General features: G+C 36.8%; 14 protein-coding genes, 2 rRNA genes and 1 pseudogene. 9 read left to right on the forward strand and 8 right to left on the reverse strand.

Translation table 11 applies throughout. The features are described 5' to 3' along the window. Together EGI31_RS12080 and rrf are read left to right on the forward strand one after the other, a co-directional pair. A 23S ribosomal RNA gene (locus EGI31_RS12080) occupies positions 1 to 546 on the forward strand; the annotation flags it as partial. A 148-nt stretch (positions 547 to 694) separates the two neighbouring features. Continuing rightward, positions 695 to 806 (forward strand): 5S ribosomal RNA (rrf, locus tag EGI31_RS12085). Between the two features lie 490 nt (positions 807 to 1,296). On the opposite strand, the gene EGI31_RS12090 is transcribed toward rrf, so the two are convergent. Next, entirely contained in the window at positions 1,297 to 2,463 is a 1,167-nt protein-coding gene (locus EGI31_RS12090) for a LacI family DNA-binding transcriptional regulator (protein ID WP_255037492.1), read from the reverse strand. Positions 2,464 to 2,786: 323 nt separating this feature from the next. On the opposite strand from EGI31_RS12090, the gene EGI31_RS12095 reads away from it, so the two are divergent. The 7 genes and pseudogenes from EGI31_RS12095 to EGI31_RS12125 all read left to right on the forward strand — a co-directional run bounded on the left by EGI31_RS12095 (position 2,787) and on the right by EGI31_RS12125 (position 14,719). Continuing rightward, entirely contained in the window at positions 2,787 to 3,686 is a 900-nt protein-coding gene (locus EGI31_RS12095; RefSeq protein WP_255037493.1) for a DUF6807 domain-containing protein, read from the forward strand. A 122-nt stretch (positions 3,687 to 3,808) separates the two neighbouring features. Further along, on the forward strand, positions 3,809 to 6,334 hold the full coding sequence (locus EGI31_RS12100) for a family 20 glycosylhydrolase (RefSeq protein WP_255037494.1): 2,526 nt from the start codon (positions 3,809 to 3,811) through the stop codon (positions 6,332 to 6,334). Between the two features lie 3 nt (positions 6,335 to 6,337). Then, positions 6,338 to 7,717: pseudogene (locus EGI31_RS12105) on the forward strand (Gfo/Idh/MocA family protein). A gap of 123 nt (positions 7,718 to 7,840) precedes the next feature. Continuing rightward, complete coding sequence (locus tag EGI31_RS12110; RefSeq protein ID WP_255037495.1) at positions 7,841 to 10,981, forward strand: SusC/RagA family TonB-linked outer membrane protein; 3,141 nt, start codon at positions 7,841 to 7,843, stop codon at positions 10,979 to 10,981. An 11-nt stretch (positions 10,982 to 10,992) separates the two neighbouring features. Further along, positions 10,993 to 12,828, forward strand: a complete 1,836-nt coding sequence (locus tag EGI31_RS12115) for a RagB/SusD family nutrient uptake outer membrane protein (RefSeq protein ID WP_255037496.1) — start codon at positions 10,993 to 10,995, stop codon at positions 12,826 to 12,828. A 515-nt stretch (positions 12,829 to 13,343) separates the two neighbouring features. Beyond that, entirely contained in the window at positions 13,344 to 14,006 is a 663-nt protein-coding gene (locus EGI31_RS12120; protein WP_255037497.1) for a hypothetical protein, read from the forward strand. Between the two features lie 119 nt (positions 14,007 to 14,125). Further along, a complete protein-coding gene (locus EGI31_RS12125; protein WP_255037498.1) occupies positions 14,126 to 14,719 on the forward strand; it encodes an endonuclease III domain-containing protein in 594 nt (197 codons plus the stop codon). Positions 14,720 to 14,794: 75 nt separating this feature from the next. Here EGI31_RS12125 and leuB read toward each other — a convergent pair whose 3' ends face one another. The 7 genes from leuB to bshC all read right to left on the reverse strand — a co-directional run bounded on the left by leuB (position 14,795) and on the right by bshC (position 22,236). Further along, entirely contained in the window at positions 14,795 to 15,865 is a 1,071-nt protein-coding gene (gene leuB / locus EGI31_RS12130; protein WP_255037499.1) for a 3-isopropylmalate dehydrogenase, read from the reverse strand. 64 nt (positions 15,866 to 15,929) lie between these two features. After that, positions 15,930 to 16,316 carry a GxxExxY protein gene (locus EGI31_RS12135; RefSeq protein WP_255037500.1) on the reverse strand — a complete coding sequence of 129 codons (387 nt, stop codon included), beginning with the start codon at positions 16,314 to 16,316 and terminating at the stop codon, positions 15,930 to 15,932. Between the two features lie 26 nt (positions 16,317 to 16,342). Continuing rightward, positions 16,343 to 17,854: a hydroxymethylglutaryl-CoA lyase-like TIM-barrel protein gene (locus EGI31_RS12140; protein ID WP_255037501.1), complete on the reverse strand. Its 1,512-nt coding sequence runs from the start codon at positions 17,852 to 17,854 to the stop codon at positions 16,343 to 16,345. A gap of 90 nt (positions 17,855 to 17,944) precedes the next feature. Beyond that, complete coding sequence (leuD, locus tag EGI31_RS12145; RefSeq protein ID WP_255037502.1) at positions 17,945 to 18,538, reverse strand: 3-isopropylmalate dehydratase small subunit; 594 nt, start codon at positions 18,536 to 18,538, stop codon at positions 17,945 to 17,947. 42 nt (positions 18,539 to 18,580) lie between these two features. Beyond that, the gene (locus EGI31_RS12150) at positions 18,581 to 18,958 is read right to left on the reverse strand and encodes a GxxExxY protein (RefSeq protein WP_255037503.1); all 378 of its coding nucleotides are present in this window, start codon (positions 18,956 to 18,958) and stop codon (positions 18,581 to 18,583) included. A 54-nt stretch (positions 18,959 to 19,012) separates the two neighbouring features. Then, on the reverse strand, positions 19,013 to 20,413 hold the full coding sequence (gene leuC / locus EGI31_RS12155; protein WP_255037504.1) for a 3-isopropylmalate dehydratase large subunit: 1,401 nt from the start codon (positions 20,411 to 20,413) through the stop codon (positions 19,013 to 19,015). Positions 20,414 to 20,691: 278 nt separating this feature from the next. Further along, positions 20,692 to 22,236 carry a bacillithiol biosynthesis cysteine-adding enzyme BshC gene (gene bshC / locus EGI31_RS12160; RefSeq protein WP_255037505.1) on the reverse strand — a complete coding sequence of 515 codons (1,545 nt, stop codon included), beginning with the start codon at positions 22,234 to 22,236 and terminating at the stop codon, positions 20,692 to 20,694. Positions 22,237 to 22,287: the final 51 nt, after the last annotated feature.

Consider the following 22,287-nt stretch of genomic DNA (forward strand, 5'->3'; position numbering starts at 1 on the left):
CTTGACTGCGAGACAAACAAGTCGAACAGGTACGAAAGTAGGATATAGTGATCCGGTGGTTCTGCATGGAAGGGCCATCGCTCAAAGGATAAAAGGTACTCCGGGGATAACAGGCTGATCTCCCCCAAGAGCTCATATCGACGGGGAGGTTTGGCACCTCGATGTCGGCTCGTCACATCCTGGGGCTGGAGAAGGTCCCAAGGGTTCGGCTGTTCGCCGATTAAAGTGGCACGCGAGCTGGGTTCAGAACGTCGTGAGACAGTTCGGTCCCTATCTGTGGTGGGCGTAGGAAGTTTGAGAGGCTCTGATTTTAGTACGAGAGGACCGAATTGGACTGACCGCTGGTGTATCTGTTGTCTTGCCAAGGGCACGGCAGAGTAGCTAAGTCGGGACGGGATAAACGCTGAAAGCATCTAAGTGTGAAACCCACCTCAAGATGAGACTTCCCTTGAGGAACGTTAGAGATTATGACGTAGATAGGCTACAGGTGGAAGTGCAGTAATGTATGCAGCCGAGTAGTACTAATGAACCGAGAGCTCTTAAATTTTTATTTTCAGTCTTTCTCAATCACAATGTTTCATCGACTCCCTTCGGCTAAGCTCAGGGAGCAGCTCAGATACCGCAAGGTGGGAGTGAATAGATAAGCATTAATGTCAAAAGAATTTAGATGTCCAAAAGACAACCAGAAGATATTCATGGTGTCAATAGGGCGGGTGAACACCTCTTCCCATTTCGAACAGAGCAGTTAAGCCCCGCACCGCCGATGGTACTTGGATCAAACCCGGGAGAGTAGGTAGATGCCAGTTTTTTATTATAATTAACCTCATTGTGCAAACAGTGAGGTTTTTTTGTTTTATATTGTACTTGATCAAACAGGGATGCCGAGTTCGAGGAGAGTAGCGGTTCGACGTTTCGATAGATCACTAGTCGTGGCCGCCAGTTTTTTATTATATTCAAACCTCATTGTGTAAATAGTGAGATTTATTTGTTTAAATGAATTTCAATAGAGTTGCTAAGCGAAGTGATTCCCATACCAATTATGCCGCTTTTGCTATATTATTTAAATGGGGTCGGACATCTCTAGGCGAGTACCAAGCTGGTGTTACACTTTTTTAAGTATTCAATTTAGATGCCAGTTATTTATTACAATAACTCAACAGTATATTTGGTTTTTTTGTATAAGGTCTTTCCAGATTCCATATAGACCATGTTTTGAATGATATGATTGATATCTTTTTTTTTAAATTTTTCAGTAAAGGCTTTTCTTACTTTTTCTACTAATCCATTATCCCTAAATTAAGATTTTAATGAAGATTTTCTGACTATTAGTTTTCCCGTAATTTCTAAAGTTTTGGATTTAGAATGTTCATTGTTTATTATATTCTCAATTAAAACATTAGCAGCTTTTTCACCCATTTTAAATGGGAAAAGGTGAAAAACAGTTAATGATGGCTCAAATAATTCGGCAATTAAATCATCGCCAAATCCCACAAAAGCAATATCTTCAGGTATTTTAATGTTTCTTTTTTTTGCTTCGACCATCATTTCAATAGCGTTTAAATAAAATACCGTAAAAATTGCATCAGGTGGGTTTTCTAAAGACAACCAAAAGTCTAGAACTTTAGTGGTTTCATCTTTTTGAAAGTTAGAATTGTATATTAAATCATTGTCAATTGGTATTGCGTATTTATTTAATGCAGCTATATAACCATCAAGTCTGTCGTTACTTATTAGTAATTCTTTAGGGCCAGCCAGGATCGCAATTCGCTTACATCCATTTTCAATCAAATGTTCTACCAATTGAAAACTTCCTTCTTTATTTTGGTGTGTTATTTTTGAACTGTCCATTTCGTTACTAATTCTATCAAAATGGACTATTGGAACTCCTTTATTTCGATGTATTTTTAAATGTTCAAAAGACGAAGTTTCTTTTGTATGACTAATCAAAAGTCCGTCTACACGACTCGCCATAAGTGTTTGTATATTCAGAATTTCAGTTTGATGACTTTCGTCGCTTTGGCAAATTATCACGCTATATCCAGCTTTACTGGCTACAGATTGTATGCCGGCCAACACTGCTGCAAAAAATGGTCTCTCTATATTGGGGATTATTACTCCGATTGTATTTGAATTTCCACGACTAAGGCTTTTAGCAAAATGATTTGGTTTATAATTTAAATCAGTGGCTAGTTTAACTATCAGATTTTTAGTTTCAACGTTTATATCTGATTTATTATTTAAAGCCTTTGAAACTGTTGATGGAGCTATTCCTAAGTGCTTTGCTATATCCAAAATTGTTATTTGATGTGAGTTTTTATTTTCAATTTTTAATTTTCTCTTTTCACTAAAATGGGTTTTGCAGTGATTGCAATAATATCTTTGAGCACCTCTTACTATTCCAGCTTTTACTACTTTTCGTGTAAATTCTAAATCTTCATTTAGCTTACAATTGGGACATTCCATTTTTGTACTATTTTAATATTTGAAACTTAAAGTAATTATTATTTTAAAAGCATGCTTTCAAGCAAATAATTAGGACATAAGGACAATTCTGTCTTTTTTTTAAAATTATGTTATCTATCGAAAGTGATTGCGAAAACAATTTCGATACAAATTTATTGATTATTCTTAAAAAAATTTAATAAATTCTTTTAATTCTTAAAAAATATGGTTTAGGTTGAGGCATAATGTTACTTTAAACCTAATTCAAAAAGATAAGATTATTTCATCTCATAATATATAATTGCACTTAAATTATATTCTAATATTCAAAATTTAACTTTAAAATGAAGAAAATAAAAATAATTATTTCAATATTATTGATTACCATATTTGGCCCAAATGGTGCTGCTCAAATTAGGGTTTCAGCCACAAAACAAAATTCAAAAATTGATGTAAATATTGGCCAAAATCTTTTCACAAGTTATGTATTCTCTGAAGATGAAAAATACCCTTTCTTTTTTCCTGTAAACGGACCTTCAAATGGCAGTGTTACTTCTATGAGAAACGGCAATTATCCGCACCATAGTTCATTATTTTTTGCTTGCGATTTTGTAAATGGTGGCAATTATTGGCAAGATGCATTAGAACGTGGGCAAATTATTTCATTGCGAGCTGATATTCTCCCCTCTGATAGCACTAAAGTTATTATTGAAAATGAGTGTATCTGGCGAAGACCAAATGCGAGTTCGCCAATAAAAGATTTGCGTAAAATCACCATAACTGCCCCTTCAAAAGAGCTTTTTCAAATGGATTTTGATATTACTCTTGAAATGCTCATGGACGTAACAATTAAGAAAACAAACCATTCACTTTTTAGCGGTCGAATGGATGCAGACCTTGCTGTAACAAATGGAGGCACCATGATTAATGCCAATGGCGATAAAGGAGAAAAAGAAACTTTAGGTAAAAAATCACCTTGGATGGATTTCTACGGTAAACGGGGCGATAAAATTGAAGGAATGGCAATTATGCAACACCCTTCTAATATGTGGTATCCTTCGCCGTGGTTCACTCGTGATTATGGATTCTTTTCGCCAACACCGCTGTATTGGCCTGAAAACGATAAAGAAACAACCTTAAAAAAAGGGCAAACGATTCAGTTAAAATACCGTGTATTAGTACATACTGGAGATGTGGCATCGGCAAAAATTGCTGAACAATTTGAACTGTATAAATCAAAGTAAAACAGGACCAAATTTAAATCATTTAAAATAATAATATGCAAAGGAATAATTTTACATATATCGCCTATTTTATATCAAGTTTTTGTCTGATAGTCTTAAATATAGGTTGTTCTAGTTCAAATTTGAAAAATACAAATGAGCTTGAAAAACTAACTATAAAATGGCAATTAATCAAAAATCCTGAGATTGAATCAGGAACTAACAAATCTGCCTTCACTTTTATTAATAGTGGAACTGAAACCATTAAAACTGGGAAATGGTCTTTGTATTTCAACCAAAGTTTCTTAAAACCTATTCAACCAGATAATTTGACTAAGGGGAAAATTGAACATCTTAACGGTGATTTATACCGGTATGTACCTGATAGTAGTTTTACCCTTAGTCAAGGTGACTCACTTTTTTTTGAGTACGAGGCTGCGGGTATTCTATTTAATGAAAAATACGCTCCACAAGGTGCTTATATTGTTTATGATGATTCAAAAATCATCACCAAAGATTTAAATATTGCTCCAATAACAGATTATTCAAATATTTTCTCCGACTCTGCATTTGTTGCCACTATACCTAATGCAGCTAATCAATACCTGATAAATCAAAATATTCCTGTTCTTCCTTCTGACAAGATTGGTAAAATAATACCGAGTCCTTATTCTATAAAATCAGGAAAAGGCGGTGTTATATTAGATAAATCCACAACCATATATTATAGTAATGTTCTCAAAAAAGAGGCTGAATATTTGGTGTCATTGATGGAAAAATATTTGGGTACAAAATTGAAGATAAAAGAAGGAAATGGAACAGAAGCCAATTCTATTACTATTAAAACAGCCCCATTAAAGGTCAATGATGTTTCGGCAGAAGCCTATTCGCTAAGTGTGGCTGAAGAGAAGGGAGTAGTAATTACGGGAAATGATGCGGCGGGTGTTTTTTATGGTATCCAAAGCCTTTCAGCTCTCGTGCCAGCAATAAATAGTGCTCAAATCAAAGTTGAAAGCGTGGAAATTTTGGATGCACCCAGATTTAGTTTTCGGAGCTTTTTGCTTGATGTATCTCGAAATTTTGCCAAAAAAGATGATGTATTAAGACTTATTGATCTTTTGGCTATGTATAAAATTAACAAACTAAATCTCCATCTATCTGAAGACGAAGGTTGGCGTTTGGAGATAAATGGTCTTCCAGAATTGACACAGATAGGCAGTAAACGTGGTCATACCATTGATTCTAAAAATTGGCTTACCCCATCTTACGGCTCTGGCCCTTACCCCGATTCTGAAAATAATTACGGTAAAGGTTTTTACTCACGAGAGGAATTTAAAGATATAATTAAATATGCTGACCAAAGGCATATCCAAGTAATTCCTGAAATTTCAATGCCCGGTCATGCCCGTGCTGCAATCAAAGCCATGGAAGCTCGATACGATTATTATATGGCCAAAGGCGAAACCGAGAAAGCAAAAGAATTTCGATTGATTGACCCCAACGACAAATCGGTTTACTTATCAGCACAGATGTATAAGGATAATATTGTTTGCGTAGCTCTCCCTTCGGTGTATCATTTCTACGAAACAGTGGTAAAAGATATTGTAGCCATGTATCAAGAGGCTGGTTTGAAGTTAACCACTTTCAATACAGGTGGAGACGAAGTACCCAACGGGGCTTGGGCAAAATCACCTCTTTGTATCGAGTTGATGAAAACGCTACCTGAAATTAAAGATGCCCGTCAACTGCAAGGATATTTCCTTGAAAAAGCGTTGGCAATTTTTGAAAAATACGATCTGGAAGTAGCTGGTTGGGAAGAAATCGTATTGAATAAAGACAGTCAAAATAATATTCAGGTCAATCCAAAATTTAAAGATAAAAAGGTATTGCCATTGGTTTGGGACAATACCGGAAAAAACATTGATCTTGGTTATCGAATTGCCAATGCCGGTTACAAGGTAGTATTGTGCAATGCAACCAATCTATATTTCGATCTTTCCTACAATTCTGACCCTACTGAACCTGGCCTGGTTTGGGCAGGCTATCAAGACGCAATAGACCCATATGTAATGACGCCTTTTGATGTTTTTAAATCCATAAATTTTGATAAATACAGCAGACTGACAGAAAAAGAAGAGATTTTCGGACGTAAATCTCAAAAAATGGATGCCAATATGGCACGTCAGCACTTGAAGGTTGAAGCTCAAAAAAATATTGTAGGTATGCAAGCCCAGTTGTGGTCTGAAACTATTAAAGGTCCGAAAATGCTTGAATATTATCTTGCTCCTAAATTGTTTGCTTTTGCAGAAAAATCGTGGTCTAATGCTCCTGTATGGGAAAATGAAAGTAATATATCGAAACGTGTAAAAGCAATATGGGCGGGCTGGGCAGATATTTCAAATCAAATTGGTCAGAGAGAATTCCCTCGTCTTGACTTTTTATTTGGTGGCTATAATTACCGCATTGCCCCACCCGGAGCAGTGCTTGAAGATGGTATTTTGAAGGCAAACATAGCTTTTCCTGGCTTGACTATCCGCTACACTGAGGATGGTTCTGAACCAGGCATAAATTCTAAAGAATATACAAACCCTATAAAAGTTAATGGCCTGATAAAAGTTAGGGCTTTCAATAAATTTGGTAGAGCTAGTAAAACATTCATTGTAAAATAAAATATGAAACGTAGAAAATTTATTGGACAAACACTCACAGGAGTAGCAGCGTCAATTGGTTTGCCAACCATTGTTCCCTCTTCCGTATTTGGAAAAAACGCACCTTCGAATAAAATAAACATAGGTCAAATTGGATGTGGCAGAATAGCTCGTGAACATGACTTGGCTGAAACCTTAAAGCATGATTCAGCAAGAATCATTGCAGCTTGTGATGTAGATAAAAATAGGTTAGAGGATGCCAAAAGGCTTATTGATGGATATTATGAGCAAAAGACAGGTAATAACAATTACATGGATACCAAGATGTATGACGATTACCGTGAAATGCTCCTAAATAAAGATATTGACGCAGTAATGATAAGCACTCCTGACCATTGGCATGCTCAACCTGCAATGGAAGCCGCATTAGCAGGCAAGCACATATATCTTCAAAAACCTACTTCTTTAACCATATCGGAAGGCAGGCAGCTTTGTCAAATAGTTAAGAAAAAAGGAGTTGTTTTTTAAGTAGGAACTCAACAACGTTCTACATCACAATTTAGGATAGCGGCTGAGTTAGTCCGAAACGGAAGAATAGGAAAGCTTCACACCGTAAAAGTAGGATTGCCAGGTGACCCATCTGGTCCATCTGCACCCGAAATGCCTATTCCTAAAAATTTAAATTATGATGCTTGGTTAGGCTCCACACCTTATGTGCCTTACACTGAAATAGGAGTTCATCCACAAATAGGATATGGTCGACCGGGATGGTTAAGAATTGAGCAGTTTGGTTCTGGTATGATTACTGGTTGGGGACAGCATCACTATGATATAGCATCATGGGGTATGGACACCGAATATACAGGCCCTATATCTGTAGAAGCGATAGCCGAGTTTCCAAAATCTGGATTATGGAATGTACATGGTGATTTTATGGTAAAGGCTGAATATGCAAATGGTGTCTCGATGTATACAAGTGGTGGCTATCCAAATGGAATTCGTTTTGAAGGCTCAGAAGGATGGATTTTTGTTTCTAGAGGTAATTATGTTGCATCGGCATCTGACCCAGTTGCTGCAGCTAAAAGCTCGAAGGCTTTAGATGCAAGTGATCCAAAAATATTGAGTTCCGTAATAAAAGATAGTGAAATTAAACTTCAGATAAGTGAGGAACATCATTTAAACTGGCTAGAAGGAATTCAAAAAAAGACTCCTGTATTATCTCCGGTGGAAATTGCACATCGTATTTGCTCAATTTGTTTGATTAGTCATATCGCAATGAAACTGCCAGGTAAATTAAAATGGGACCCAAAGGCTGAAAGATTTACCAATAGCGAAAAGGCAAATGCTATGTTGGGGCGGCCACAAAGGGTGCCGTATGGAACTAATCAGTTTAAAATTAAGTAGTTGTCGAATTTTTAACTTAGTATTTAAAATGTATTCTATTCAATTAATATAATTTTTATCAATTTCTAAACAATTCTGAGTGGATAGCAATATGCACTCAATCACTTAATCAATTCTTAAAATATGAAGAAAATTTATCTTTTGTTATCTGCGTTGTTTCTGTGCATGCAGATAGTAACAGCTCAAACAGGGCAATTGACAGGTAAAGTGTCAGACCCATCGGGTGAAGGCTTGCCAGGAGTTAGTGTGAAAGTAAAAGGTACCTCACAAGGTACAGTTACTGATGGGAGTGGAAATTATTCCATAAATATTTCCTCAAAAAATGCAGTTTTGGTATTCTCTTCTATAGGCTATATTAATAAAGAAGAGGTAGTCGGAACTAGAAACCAAATCAACGTTAGCCTAGCTGAAGACAGTCAGAGCCTCAATGAGGTAGTTGTAGTAGGGTATGGAACCATGAAAAAAAGTGATTTAACTGGAGCTGTTGGTCAAATAAAAGCCACTAAAATGGAAAACGAAAACCCAAGGACAGTTCAAGATATGCTACGTGGTAATACTCCAGGATTAGATGTATCTAATAACGCCTCTCCAAGAGGTGGGGGTAGTTTTCTTATTAGGGGTCGTGCCTCATTAACTGCCGCTACTTCTCCTTTGATTGTAGTTGATGGGGTTATATATCCGGGTTCATTAAACGATATAAACCCAAATGATATCGAAACAGTTGACGTTCTGAAAGATGCAAGCTCAGCTGCGGTGTTTGGTGCAAGATCTGCAAATGGTGTAATTTTGGTAACCACCAAAAAAGGGAAATCTGGAAAACCTCAAATCACACTTAATTCCAATTTTGCTATGAATAAGGTTGGAAAATTCAACCATATTTTAAATGGAGAAGATTTTTTGAAATGGCGTGGAGATGTGCTTTGGAGCATGAATGGGCACGATCCTGCTAAAAGACATACTTTTTATGACCCTCGCAATCTTCCTTCAGATGTAAGTATGGCACAATGGTTAGGGAGTGACAAAGGGGATCCAGTCGATGTTTGGCTAAATAGAATTAAGCTTTTACCTGTCGAAATAGCTAACTACAAAGCAGGTAGAGTAACTGACTGGGAGGATATTTTGATAAATGACAATGCGATACAACAAGACCATACTGTTGGTATCTCAGGCAGCACACCAAGTACTAATTATTATATGTCTTTAGGATATTTAACTAACGAGGGACTTTCGGTTGGAGATGTATTTAAAACCTTCAGAGCAAGGGTAAACTTAGAGAATAAAATCACCAAATTTCTTTCTGTAGGCCTAAACCTACAATTTGCAAATCGTGATGAAAGTAGTATTCCAATTGACTTGGGCAATGCTATTCGTACTACGCCTTTTGGTCAACTATATCAAGATGATGGCGTTACATTGCGTCAAAGTACCAATGACGACGTTGGTAATAACACCAATCCATTTCTTGACCAAGTTTTTAATTCTAGAGATAGAAGAGTTAACAACTTATTTAGTTCTATTTTCATAAAAGGAGATTTAGGCTATGGTTTTTCATACCAGATTAACTATACTCCAAGATTCGAGTTCCTGAATTATTTGGATCATATTTCGGCAAATAAGCCGGGAATAACAAACCGTCGTGGTATATCTAGAAGAGAAAATAGCACCTCATTTCAATGGCAGCTTGATAATATTTTAAGGTGGAATAAATCATTTGGGAAACACAATTTTGATGCTACATTTTTGGTGAACGCTGAAAAAGCTCAGATTTGGCAAAATGTAATCAATGCTGAAAATTATTCACCAAGTGACAACTTACTTTACCATAATGTGGGTGCTGCAACTTTGTTTCCTTCTATAACCAGCAACGATACCTATTTTACGGGAGATGCTTTAATGGGTAGAATAAATTATAATTTTAGTTCAAGATATTTCCTAACTGCCACATTGCGTAGAGATGGATACTCGGGCTTTGGAGCTGCCAATCAACGGGCTATGTTCCCATCTTTAGCTGTTGGATGGCAGTTTACTGACGAGAAAATCTTTAAAGGGCTTCAAAAATACTTAGATTATGGAAAACTTCGAATTTCTTATGGGGTAAATGGTAACCGCGAAATCTTAAATGGCGATGGCTCTGCTAATAGGTTTGCATCTCTTTCTGCTCTTTCTACTGGAGTTTATAGCTACACTACACCAGGTGGAGCTACTTTTAACACGGGTACAGTTAGAACCACCAATATGCCTAACCCTAACCTGAAATGGGAGAAAAATAGCTCATACAATTTTGGTTTAGATTTTGGAATTTTAAACAGCAAGATATCGGGTTCAGTTGACTACTACATCAGAGAAACAAACGATTTGTTGTTGTTCCGTTCACTCCCTAATGTTACAGGATTTGCTAGTGTTATTTCAAATCTAGGCTCTGTTGGAAACAACGGACTCGAAGTAGCGATAAACACTGAAAACTACAAGAAGAAAAATTTTGTATGGCGTTCGAATGTAAGTTTCTGGACCAATAATAACAAAATCTTGAAACTGTATGGAGCTGTACCAGTAAAAGATGCAAGTGGAAATGTATCGATGATAGACCAAGACGATAGAGCAAACGGGTGGTTTATTGGTAAACCTATCAATCAAATATGGGACTACAAAGTTTTGGGTGTTTGGCAGGAGTCTGAGAGAGATTTAGCTAAAACATATGGGTTTACGCCAGGTGACTTCAAACTTGAAGATTTAAATAAAGATGGTAAATACACTATAGATGATAGACAATTTTTAGGTCACCAAAATCCTTTGTTTTCATTTAACCTAAGAAATGAGTTTAATGTATACAAAAATTTCGATTTTTCATTCTCGTTATATGGCCGTATTGGGCAAAATACAGCATACAATGAGGCTAAAAATGTGGATTTGTTCTACGACCGTTCTCAATTTTATAAAAGACCTTATTGGACTCCAGAAAATCCAATAAATGACTATGCTAAAATGATGTCAGCGGCAGGGGGAGCTGTTGCATATACGGTTTGGAGAAAATCTTCCTTTGTTAGATTGAATAATATTAGTTTGGCATACACCCTCCCTAAGGCTATGGCCAATAAAATCAAATTTGAAAGTATGAAGTTTTATGTGAATGTATCCAACCTAGCCGTATTTACGCCATGGGATTATTTTGATCCTGAATCAAGAGCAAATACAGAAACTAACGATGCATTTTATCAAAATTTAATGCCACGTACTTCAACTCTTGGTCTAAACATCACATTCTAAATTGATTTTTTATGAAAAATATATTTAAAAATAGAAAAATAACCATAGCTGCTGCATTAATTCTGGCAGTAAGTACAAGTTGTAAAGACAGTTGGCTTACTCCGCAGCCCCTATCTTTATTTACACCAGAAAATACTTTTATAAATGAAGCTGGTTTTAAATCGGCATTGGCTTCCTGTTCTGCTAATCTCAAAGATGAATGGTATGGTGACGGTTCACCAATCATTACAGAGTTGCTTTTTTCAGAAATGGCTGTTGAAGGCACCACCGATAAATTTGGCCCTGCGGTTGATTTGAACGTGTTGATTACACCAGATGCCAATCTTAATAGTGCAGATTTTAATAGGATTGGTTGGTACTGGGAGAGACATTGGTTGGGTATTCGATTGGCGAATACCATAATTGATAAAGTTCCGACGGTTGCTTCCTTGAAAGACGAGGTTAAAAATCAATTACTTGGAAAGGCCTACTTCTATCGTTCTTATCACTATTATAGATTGGTTAATCAATTTGGGGATGTACCCACTTCTTTTAAAGAAATTACGAGCCCTAAACTTGATTTTCAAACTGTAAAGAGGGATGCTATTTTAGCTAAAATTAAAGAAGACCTTGATTTTGCATTTAAAAATGTACCATTTGCTGGTGACAAAGGCGATGTAAATAAGGCTTCAATTGGTCATTTACTTACAAAGGTTAACTTGGCTTTAGGTCTTTATGACGAAGCCATAGCAATTGCTGACCAAGTAATAAATAGCGGTACTTATAAACTAGTAACAGGAAGGTTTGGAGTTGATGCAGGTAATTCTACCAAAAATGTTACATGGGATTTGCATAGACCTGCAAATAAATTTATAGCAGCCAATACAGAAGTTTTGTTTTCAGTAACAGATCGTTTTGGTTTAACTAGTGCATCTACTACAGGAACTACCTCTATGCGTCAGGCTGTACCATTTTTCTCAAATAGTGCAATTCTAACTCCTGATGGAAGGTCCGGGTTGGTACCGGGTCAGGTGGAATTTGATATGGGAACCAGATACGGCCGTGGAATTGGAAGGTGCAGGGCCACTAATTATTCACAGTATGGAGTTTGGGATGATGACAAAGATTTTCGTCATGACACAAAATCCGGAAATTGGATGAGGATGGAAGATTTGGTATATAATAATACGGCTATTAAAGGTGTATCTCCTTTTTATGGAAAACCTCTACAGCTAAGAGACGCTACTGGCAAATTATTGATAAGTAATGGTGATACAATTAGGAATTGGTATAACTGGCCTCACTATAAATTATATGTAGAAGACCAGATCCGAATACCGTTTCAAGGTGGAAATTCAGACTGGTACGTATATCGCTTAGCCGAGACCTATCTTTTAAGAGCAGAAGCTCATTGGTTTAAGGGAAATAATGCCTTGGCTATTGCCGACCTTAATGCCGTTAGAACTAGAGCAAATTGCAGCCCTTACCCTGAAAACAAAATAATAGACATCGGTACCATACTCGATGAAAGGGGAAGAGAATTGTATTATGAAGAGCCACGTAAAACCGAATTAACCAGAATTGCCTATCAAATGGCTAAGTCAGGTAGAAGTTATAATGGCAAAACTTATTCTTTACAAAACTTTTCAACTGCTAATTTCTTTTTTGACAGAGTTGTAGAGAAAAACAACTTTTATAACAAAGTAAAAAACATTAGAGGAGATAGCTACACAATAAGTCCATACCATGTATTGTGGCCGATTCCTAGAGCAGCAATTTTGGCAAATAGCTTGGGCCAAATAAATCAAAACTTGGGATATGCTGGCAGTGAATCTAATAAACCAGCGTCAGATAAGATAATTGAATAGATTATTGGTTAAAAGGTAAACACAAAAACCCCGAAGTTTTTTTCGGGGTTTTTTGTTTCTTTATATTTCAGGATTAAATTTAGGCTCATTTATTTTTCGCCTTAATTCTCTTTTGGCAATTTGGATTAATACGGAATTACAATTGGTTGTACTGTGCCGAATAATTTTAAATTTATGATATTTTTACTATACGGAACAGAGTTAGAATATATGATAAAGCAACAGATAATTTCGGAAATGGAGTTGATTGACCTTTCCCATAATATTAGGCTCTATTAAAAGAATGAATGATTCCAATTAAGTTTTATCTCCTGTTACTTCGGCTGCGTAAATGCTAAAGCAATGGCAAATTGGCATTTTTGTCTTTGATGGACTTAAACGCAATAATTTATAATCCACCTCATTATAATTCTTCATCTCGGTTTAAAATGGCTTTATTAGAATTATATTTTCGACACGCAATTTTTATTCACGATATTTACTTTCTTTATTTTATGAAAGAATTTATAAATTAGATGATTGCTAAATTTTCCTTTATAAGTTGTTTTTTCTGCTTTTTACTAATAGCTAACTCCACTTTTGCGAGTGAAATCAGGCTTTTTTTTGCAAATGATACACCCATTAGTATATCTGTAAAGTTAAAGAAAGATGAGGTAGTTCTGGATTCAGCTAAATTTGAAGTTGTAAAAGGTAAAAGCTTGGTTTTAGAATCTAAGCTTTTAGGAATCCATTGCATATCGTTTGATCAAAAGGCCAATTTCTTTGTTTATATCAAGGATAGCATAAATTTGGAAGTAAAAGTTGATTTAGCAAAAGGAAAATTTGAAGTCATTAATTCTCTTGCATCTCAGCAATTAAACAGAATCTTTGAAAATTGGGAGCGTGAAGTTGCTATATTAAAAACATTGAATGAGCCAACTTTTGAGCATTTTGATAGGGCTTTTGATTCTTTGGCTTCTGAAATAATGGCAATACAGAATCCCGAAATTATCGATTGGGCAAGTGTCTTTCTGGTCGATTTGGAGAAAGAACCCACAAATTATATGCTGTCTTTAGAGAAGTTTATTGATTTTGAGCAGCTTGTTCGGGAGAAATATCCGAGCTACAAGTTCAATAAAATGAAAGTCAATTTTGGTTTAAGAAAGGATAATCAAAGTGGTTATTATTGGAAGTATTAAGGAATAGATTGATTAGTTTCTTAGCAAATTTTGAAAAGTAATTTTGAAAAGCTTAATTTTCGAACTTTAAAAACGAAAATTTATTTATAATGAAAGATTGGAATAAGATTCTTAAGCCTTTGCTAGCGTTATATCGCAACAAAAGGCACCCTTTAGAATACCAGAATCTCTATCAACTGTTGGTTATGGTGGTATTGTCCGCTCAGGATTCCGATGCTAATATCAACAAGATTTCTCCTGCTTTATTTGAGGCTTTTCCTGATATGGCGAGTCTTTCAAAAGCAGATATGGACTCCCTTATTCCATTTATTTCTAAAGTAAGAAAGTTCAACACTAAGGCTTCATGGCTTCTGGAAATAGCACAAATTATAAAGGAGGATAATAATATCCCCAAGACTTTGGATGAGTTGGTTGCTCTTAAGGGTATTGGACGGAAGTCTGCGAATGTAATATTACGTGAATCTGGCGGCAAATCGGAAGGGGTAATTGTAGATTTACATGTGATTAGAGTTGCACCGAGATTGGGTTTAGTAACTGAATTAAAGGATGGAATCAAAATTGAGAAACAAATAATGACTCAACTCACAGAGGATATGTGGGCGGTTGGAATGCCGATTTCCTTTCTTGGGCGTGAGATTTGTCGTCCTACAAATCCCAAATGTGACGAATGTATTTTAAATGCCGATTGTGATTTTTATCAAACCACTATTTGACTTTAGTTTAATCATATATTCAAAAAGCCACCTCAAAGTAATCTGAAGTGGCTTTTTGGTGTTTCAGAAAGAATATTAAATTCTGTCTAATATTTCTTTTCCAATTGCATCCGTACCTAATATTTTATCGGCAGGGGTGGTTTTGTCTGCAATGTCACGGGTTCTCCACCCAGCTTTCAAAACACCATCAATGGCATTAATAAGGGCTTCGGATTCGGCTTTTAGGCCAAAGGAAATGCCTAACAACAAGGCTGCAGATAGAACAGAGGCCATTGGATTGGCAACTCCTTTACCAGCAATGTCATGACCAGAGCCATGAATAGGCTCATAAACGCCCGTGCTTTCACCAACAGAAGCTGAGGCAAGCATTCCCATAGAGCCGGCTATTTGAGAGGCCTCATCGGTCAATATATCACCGAAGATATTTCCTGTCACCACTACATCAAAGCGTTTTGGGTCTTTTATTAAAAGCATAGCTGCAGCATCAATAAATTGGTGTTCTAACTCAACTTCAGGATAATCTTGTGCTACCTCGAGAACGGTTTCTCTCCAAAGTCTGCTTGATTCCAATACATTGGCTTTGTCAACCGACATTAGTTTTTTACCACGTGTCATAGCTGCATCAAAAGCCTTACGAGCGATTCTTTCAACTTCATATTTACTATAAATCATGGTGTCGTAGGCAGTTTTTCCTTCGTTCAAACGACCTCTTTCTCCAAAGTAAACATCACCCGTTAACTCTCTAAAGAAAAGAATATCTGCTCCTTTCAAGATTTCAGGTTTAATGCTTGAGGCACCTAGAAGTTCGTCAAATAGTTTTATTGGTCGTAAATTGGCAAATAAACCTAGCTCTTTACGCATTTTTAAAAGTCCTTGCTCTGGACGAACCTTTGCATGTGGGTCGTTGTCGTATTTGGCATGGCCAACTGCACCAAATAAAATGGCATCAGAGGCACGCATCTTTTCTAATGATTCTGCTGGTAATGGATCACCAGTAGCTTCTATGGCCACATGACCCATTAGAGCCTCATCATAAGTAAAATCATGGCCAAATTTGGCAGCGATTTTTTCTAAAGCTTTTTTACCAACTACGGTAACTTCTTGTCCGATGCCATCTCCTGGCACTACTAAAATGTGTTTTTTCATCTTGCTTTTTTTGTATCACGGAGGCACGCTAAGTTTTACACAGAGTACCTCTGAGTTTTTATTTTTATAGAATTAACCTTTTTATGCCATCTTTGAGGCTTTTTACTTTAAAATTTATTAATAATCCCAAATGGAATCCTCCTAATCTCATGTAAGTTAGAGTTTGTGCAATATGTACATCTGTGAAGCAGTCCACAGTTTTAAGTTCAACTACAATTTTATCGTTTACGAGCAAATCTAACCTGTAACCTTGATCAAGTTTGATTTCTTCAAAAATCAAGGGCATTGGTTTTTCCTTTTCAACAAATAAACCATCTTTGTTAAGTCTATATGCCAAACATTCTTTGTATGCACTTTCTAAAAGCCCAGGTCCAAGGGCTGTATGAATTTCAAAAGCATGTTTCAAAATTTGCCCCGAAAGTTCATTTATTTCTGTGAAACGCTGTGTCATACTTTGTGAAACTTTGTGACCTGAACTTATATAATATTCAACATCTTCCTGGTCGCTTCTATGGCCGACACCGTTTGATCTGAGTCTAGGCCTCTGGTTTTAACGTCTTTTCCGTTGATGCTCCAAGTGATAATGGTTTCGCAAAGAGCGTCGGTTTTTCCTCCTGGAGGTATTCTCACGGAATAATCTGTAAGCAATGGGAGCTCTTTGCCTTTTTTGATATAGATTTTCTTCAGGGCGTTCATAAAAGCATCGTATTGACCATCTCCTTGAGCATTTTCTTGGAAAATTTCGTCACCTATTTGCACTTGTAAAGTCGAAGAGGGCTGCAGATTTTTTGAGTGAGTTAGTACATAATTCAGGATTTTCACATTTTCCATAACGGCACTGGTATCCAATACATCTGAAATTATATAAGGCAAGTCCTCCTTCGTTACGTTTTCTTTTCTATCTCCAAGTTCAATTATTCTTTGAGTAACTTTTTTAAGATCGGCATCGTTGAGTTTTATGCCTAATTCTTGAAGGTTTTTCTCGATATTGGCCTTGCCTGAGGTCTTTCCAAGGGCGTATCTTGTTTTTCTCCCAAAACGTTCAGGACTCAAAGTACTCACATAAAGGTTGTTCTTTTTGTCTCCATCAGCATGTATCCCTGCGGTTTGCGTAAATACATTTTCTCCAACTATAGGTTTATTGGCGGGAATTCTTAAACCTGAAAACGACTCAACAATTTTACTTATAGAATACAAAGATTGTTCAACTACAGAAGTCTTAAACTCGGGCATGAAATCGTTTATCACGGCCACAGCACTCGATAAAGCGGCATTGCCAGTTCTTTCTCCCATACCGTTTACGGTTAAATGTAAGCCGTGTACTCCCGCACGAAGGGCTTCCATTACATTGGCTGTAGAAAGATCATAATCATTGTGTGCGTGAAAATCGAAATGAGTATTTGGATATTCATTGATAATCGTCTTCAGGTAAGTGTAGGTTTCTGAGGGTGTTAAAACCCCTAGTGTATCTGGGAAAAGAATACGCTTGACAGGTTGCTTAGTCAGAAAACCCAAGAATTGGAAGACATAATCAGGCGAATTTCTCATTCCGTTGCTCCAATCTTCGAGATATACATTTACAGTAATATCATTTTCAATGGCCAAGGCTATTACCTCTTCTATTTCCTTAAAGTGCTGTTCTGGAGTTTTTTGAAGTTGATGGGTGAGGTGATTCATCGAACCTTTAGTAAGAAGATTCATCACTTTTGCTCCTGCATTTATCATCCAATCAATAGATGCTCGGCCATCAACAAATGTCAAAACTTCAACTTTATCAAGAAAACCATTTTCAGCAGCCCAGTTTGTAATCAGCTTAACGGCCTGCAGTTCACCATCCGAGACCCTGGCCGAGGCCACCTCTATTCTATCCACTTTTACCTCTTGAAGCAAAAGCTGGGCTATCGTAAGTTTCTCAGACACAGAAAACGAAACTCCGCTAGTTTGTTCACCGTCGCGGAGTGTGGTGTCCATTATTTCGATATGTCTCATCAGCTAAAAATTATGCTGTTGGGTTTGAAACCAACAGCATGGATTATTTTATTGTACTCTTTTGAATAAATTCAAAAAAATTGGGTTTGATTAAATACGAGTTTTTTCAAATTCGGCAATTTCAGCTTTCATAGATTGCAGATAATCTATGTCATCAAAACCGTTAGTCATATTATGTTTTTTGTACCCGTTGATATCAAAAGATTCTGATTCTCCTGTGGCCGCAAGTGTTACTTTTTGACTTGGTAAATCAACAATTACCTCTGCTTTCGGGTCTTTTTCAATCGCCGTAAAAATTTTATCAAGAAACTCAGGACTAACAGTCACCGGCAATATGCCTATGTTTAGCGAATTTCCTTTGAAAATATCAGCAAAGAAGCTAGAAATCACACAACGGAAGCCATAATCATAAATGGCCCAAGCTGCATGCTCACGGCTTGAACCCGAGCCGAAGTTGCGACCAGCCACAAGGATTTTTCCTGAATACGTTGGATTATTTAAAACGAAATCGGCCTTCGGAGTATCATCTCCGTTGTATCTCCAATCTCTAAAAAGGTTATCCCCGAAACCTTCTCTTTTTGTCGCTTTCAAGAAACGAGCAGGGATGATCTGGTCAGTGTCCACATTTTCCAAAGGAAGTGGAACACAGCTAGATGTTAAGACTTTAAAACTATCGTATGCCATAATTTTTCATTTAAACGCAAAGACGCTAAGAATCCGCAAAGATCACAAAGCATTTACTACACGTTTTATTCCATTTTTTAATAAAGAAACATTAAAATTTATTAATAAACCCAATCGGTAATTTCCTAATTTTAAATAAGTTAGTGTTTGAGCTAAATGTACATCGTTCAATGATTCAACACTTTTTAATTCAATTACTAATTTATTTTCGACCAAAATATCTAGTCTATAACCGCAATCAAGCTTTACATCATCATAAATCAAAGGCATGTCTTTCTCTTTTTCACAAAATAACCCAGCCTTTCTAATTTCATAAAAAAGACATTCTTGATACGACTTTTCTAGTAAACCAGGACCCAATTTTGAGTGAACTTTAATTGCTAAACCCAAAATAACATTAGACAACTCATTTTCTGTCATGGTATTGGTGGTTTGCGTACTTTGCGAAAACTTTGCCTCTTTGCGGTTAAAACATTAAGCCATCAAAATCCTTGGATCCGTCACTTTACCAGTAACTGCTGCCGCAGCCGCTACCAAAGGAGAAGCCAAAAGGGTTTTCGAATTTGGTCCTTGACGACCTTCAAAGTTCCTATTAGAAGTAGAAACAGCCAATTTTCCGGCTGGAATTTTATCGTCATTCATTGCTAAGCAAGCCGAACACCCAGGTTGGCGAAGAGCAAAACCAGCTTCTGTCAAGATATCCAATATACCTTCTTCTTTGATTTGTGATTCTACGATGTGAGAGCCAGGAACCAACCATGCAGTGATATTTTCTGCTTTTTTGCGTCCTTTTACTATAGAAGCAAAAGCTCTGAAGTCTTCTATGCGGCCGTTTGTACAGCTTCCCAAAAACACATAGTCAACTTCTTTGCCTATCATACTTTCACCTTCGGCAAAGCCCATATAAGCCAATGATTTTTTGTAGCTGGCTTCGCCATCTTTTACTTCACTTGCAGCAGGGATATTTCTTGAAATACCAGTACCTAAACCGGGATTGGTTCCGTAAGTAATTTGCGGCTCGATGTCAGCTGCATCATAAGTAAGTTCTAGGTCAAACTCTGCACCTTCGTCAGATTTTAATGTTTTCCAATAGGCTACTTGCTTGGTCCACTCTTCGCCTTTAGGACTTTGTTCACGACCTTCAAGAAATGCAAAAGTGGTTTCATCTGGAGCAATCATTCCACCGCGAGCACCCATTTCTATAGACATGTTACAAACCGTCATACGGCCTTCCATGCTCATGTTTTCAAAAACATCTCCAGCATATTCAGCAAAGTAACCAGTTGCACCAGAGGCAGAAATCTGCGAAATAATATAAAGTGTGACGTCTTTTGGTGTAACTCCTTTTCCAAGTTTACCGTTAACGTTAATTCTCATTTTCTTTGGTTTCGGCTGCATGATACACTGTGAAGCGAGCACCATTTCTACTTCTGAAGTACCAATACCAAAAGCAATAGCACCAAATGCTCCGTGTGTAGAAGTATGTGAGTCGCCACAAACAATCGTCATTCCTGGTTGAGTAATACCATTTTCAGGCCCTACTACGTGTACGATTCCGTTTTTGGGATTTCCTAAACCCCAGTGCGAAATGCCGTATTTACCTGAATTGGTCTCCAAAGCTTTAAGCTGATTGGCTGATAGCGGGTCTTGAACTGGTAAATGTTGGTTGATAGTGGGTGTGTTGTGGTCTGCTGTTGCAAAAGTTCTTTCAGGAAACAACACTCCAATCCCACGTGATTCCAGTCCTAGAAATGCTACGGGACTTGTAACTTCATGAATAAAATGACGGTCGATAAACAAGACATCTGGGCCATCTTCTATGTGTTTCACTACATGTGAGTCCCAAACTTTGTCAAAAAGAGTTTTCTTAGACATATTTTTCTTTTGATAAATTTTCGAAGACAAAATTGCAAGAAATAAAGGAAAGTGTGATTATCGAATTCGACCAAATTATAGCGTTTTTGGTTCAAATGGCAACATGGTCTAAATAAGCAATAAAAAAGCGAGAGAAGAAACTTCCCTCGCTTTGTGTATTTGTATAACCTATGATTGAATAAAAGAAGCACAAATGTAAAATAAACCCTTTTGCGATTCAAGGTTATTCAAACAATTTTTCAATACTTTTTTAATAGATTATCCAATAGCAATAAATTTTAAACAAAAACAATATTGAATTTAAAGTCCAATGGGTCAAAGGTTTGTGAAATTTTAGAGATGAACCCAGAGTCGTTTAAATAGAAATTCAGGAAGTTGTCTGATCGTTCTTGAAGACCGCCACCTGGAAATAGTTTTTCTTTCAGGCCTTGTAGTTGAGCCAACGAAGTCTCGAATTTTTTCTCTTCAGCTTTCTTGATTCTTTTTTCTAAATGCTCCAAAGAGGTGGCATTTTTTACCTTTTCAGATTCCATGGCTGGCTTCAGCGTTGGATCTACTTCGGCCGCTTTCTTTATAATTTGGTCAAATGCCGAAGCTATTTGGCTAATTTCATCTGCTAATGAAAGAGAATTTTCAGAGTTTTTCTCCACAAAGTTTCTTTTCAGAGTCACGTCATCTTGAAACAACTCCTCAGCTTCTATACCGAGTTTTTCCATTCTTTTTTTCGTCCCTTCATTTATCGCTAACGCAAGGTTTCTTGGCAATAGAATAGGAAATTGCACTTGGTGATGTTCAAAAATATCTTTTAGCTGCAACCAATAACAGACTTCAGACGGTCCACCAAGATAAGCAAGATTAGGCAAAATGGTTTCTTGATAAATCGGCCTCAGAACTACATTTGGACTAATTTTTTCAGGAGTTTTTTCTAGAATCTCTAGTATTTCTGATTCTGAAAAGCTTAAATCTGTGTTTACAACCACGTACTTTTCCCCATTTTTCTCAATTCTTTCTCTTAGGTTTTCTTCGAGATAAAAGAAATTGATGTTTCGAGCATGAATCTGCGTTTTGTATCCTTGATTTTCCAGACGAGCAGAGGTTTCGGCCACAATCTTTTCGGCCGCATTCTCCACAATGTCTTTTTTCATTATTGGAGCAAATACTGACTTTAGTAATCTGTTATCACCGTCTATACAGACCAATCCTTCTGCTCCGAAAAGCTCGTGCATATATTGTCTGACAGCTCCGGCTAAGGTACTATTTTCTCCATAAGCTCTCGCAAACACCTCGGGTTTATCTCTCAGGCCTTCAATGATTTGCAATAATTCAGATGGATTCATTCTACCCACCCCGCCTTTTTGTTCTGTTTCCCATTTGTGTTTTTGACCAAAGAGATTGAAGTAAGAAATTTCTTCAAAATCATGGTCCTCTGTGGCCATCCAATAAACGGGCACAAAGTTGTTTTCTGGAAATGCCACCTTCAGCTTTTTGGCCAAATTAATGGTACTCACTATTTTGTAAATCACATACAGAGGTCCCGTAAAAATGTTGAGTTGGTGGCCGGTAGTTACGGTAAATGTATTTTCCTTAAGCAGAATGTCAATATTGGGAGGATTCTCTATGCCTTGATATTGATTATTCAAAGCCTCGACCAGCTCTTTTCTATGCTTAAATTTACGTTTAGAAATTGTTTCTTTGAAACCAGCCAAATTGGGAAAAGAATCATAAAAACCACTCAATTGAGGATTTCTATCTATATAATCTATGAAAAGTTTAGGAAAATGAGAGGCTTGCGAAAAAGGTATCTGCTTGTGAGTAATTTCCAAAATAGTTTGATTTTAAAAATGAAAACAAAGAAAACCACGATTGGGTTTCAA

Source organism: Lacihabitans soyangensis (assembly GCF_024343775.1).
In the GTDB taxonomy this organism is placed as follows: Bacteria; Bacteroidota; Bacteroidia; order Cytophagales; family Spirosomataceae; genus Leadbetterella; species Leadbetterella soyangensis.

What these genes read in the sequence shown, in the direction of transcription:
- leuC (WP_255037504.1), bottom strand. Translation starts at nt 20,413, where the DNA reads ATGTCTAAGAAAACTCTTTTTGACAAAGTTTGGGACTCACATGTAGTG.
- EGI31_RS12135 (WP_255037500.1), bottom strand. Translation starts at nt 16,316, where the DNA reads ATGACACAGCGTTTCACAGAAATAAATGAACTTTCGGGGCAAATTTTG.
- EGI31_RS12110 (WP_255037495.1), top strand. Translation starts at nt 7,841, where the DNA reads ATGAAGAAAATTTATCTTTTGTTATCTGCGTTGTTTCTGTGCATGCAG.
- EGI31_RS12150 (WP_255037503.1), bottom strand. Translation starts at nt 18,958, where the DNA reads ATGACAGAAAATGAGTTGTCTAATGTTATTTTGGGTTTAGCAATTAAA.
- EGI31_RS12090 (WP_255037492.1), bottom strand. Translation starts at nt 2,463, where the DNA reads ATGGAATGTCCCAATTGTAAGCTAAATGAAGATTTAGAATTTACACGA.
- EGI31_RS12120 (WP_255037497.1), top strand. Translation starts at nt 13,344, where the DNA reads ATGATTGCTAAATTTTCCTTTATAAGTTGTTTTTTCTGCTTTTTACTA.
- EGI31_RS12095 (WP_255037493.1), top strand. Translation starts at nt 2,787, where the DNA reads ATGAAGAAAATAAAAATAATTATTTCAATATTATTGATTACCATATTT.
- leuD (WP_255037502.1), bottom strand. Translation starts at nt 18,538, where the DNA reads ATGGCATACGATAGTTTTAAAGTCTTAACATCTAGCTGTGTTCCACTT.
- EGI31_RS12140 (WP_255037501.1), bottom strand. Translation starts at nt 17,854, where the DNA reads ATGAGACATATCGAAATAATGGACACCACACTCCGCGACGGTGAACAA.
- EGI31_RS12115 (WP_255037496.1), top strand. Translation starts at nt 10,993, where the DNA reads ATGAAAAATATATTTAAAAATAGAAAAATAACCATAGCTGCTGCATTA.
- leuB (WP_255037499.1), bottom strand. Translation starts at nt 15,865, where the DNA reads ATGAAAAAACACATTTTAGTAGTGCCAGGAGATGGCATCGGACAAGAA.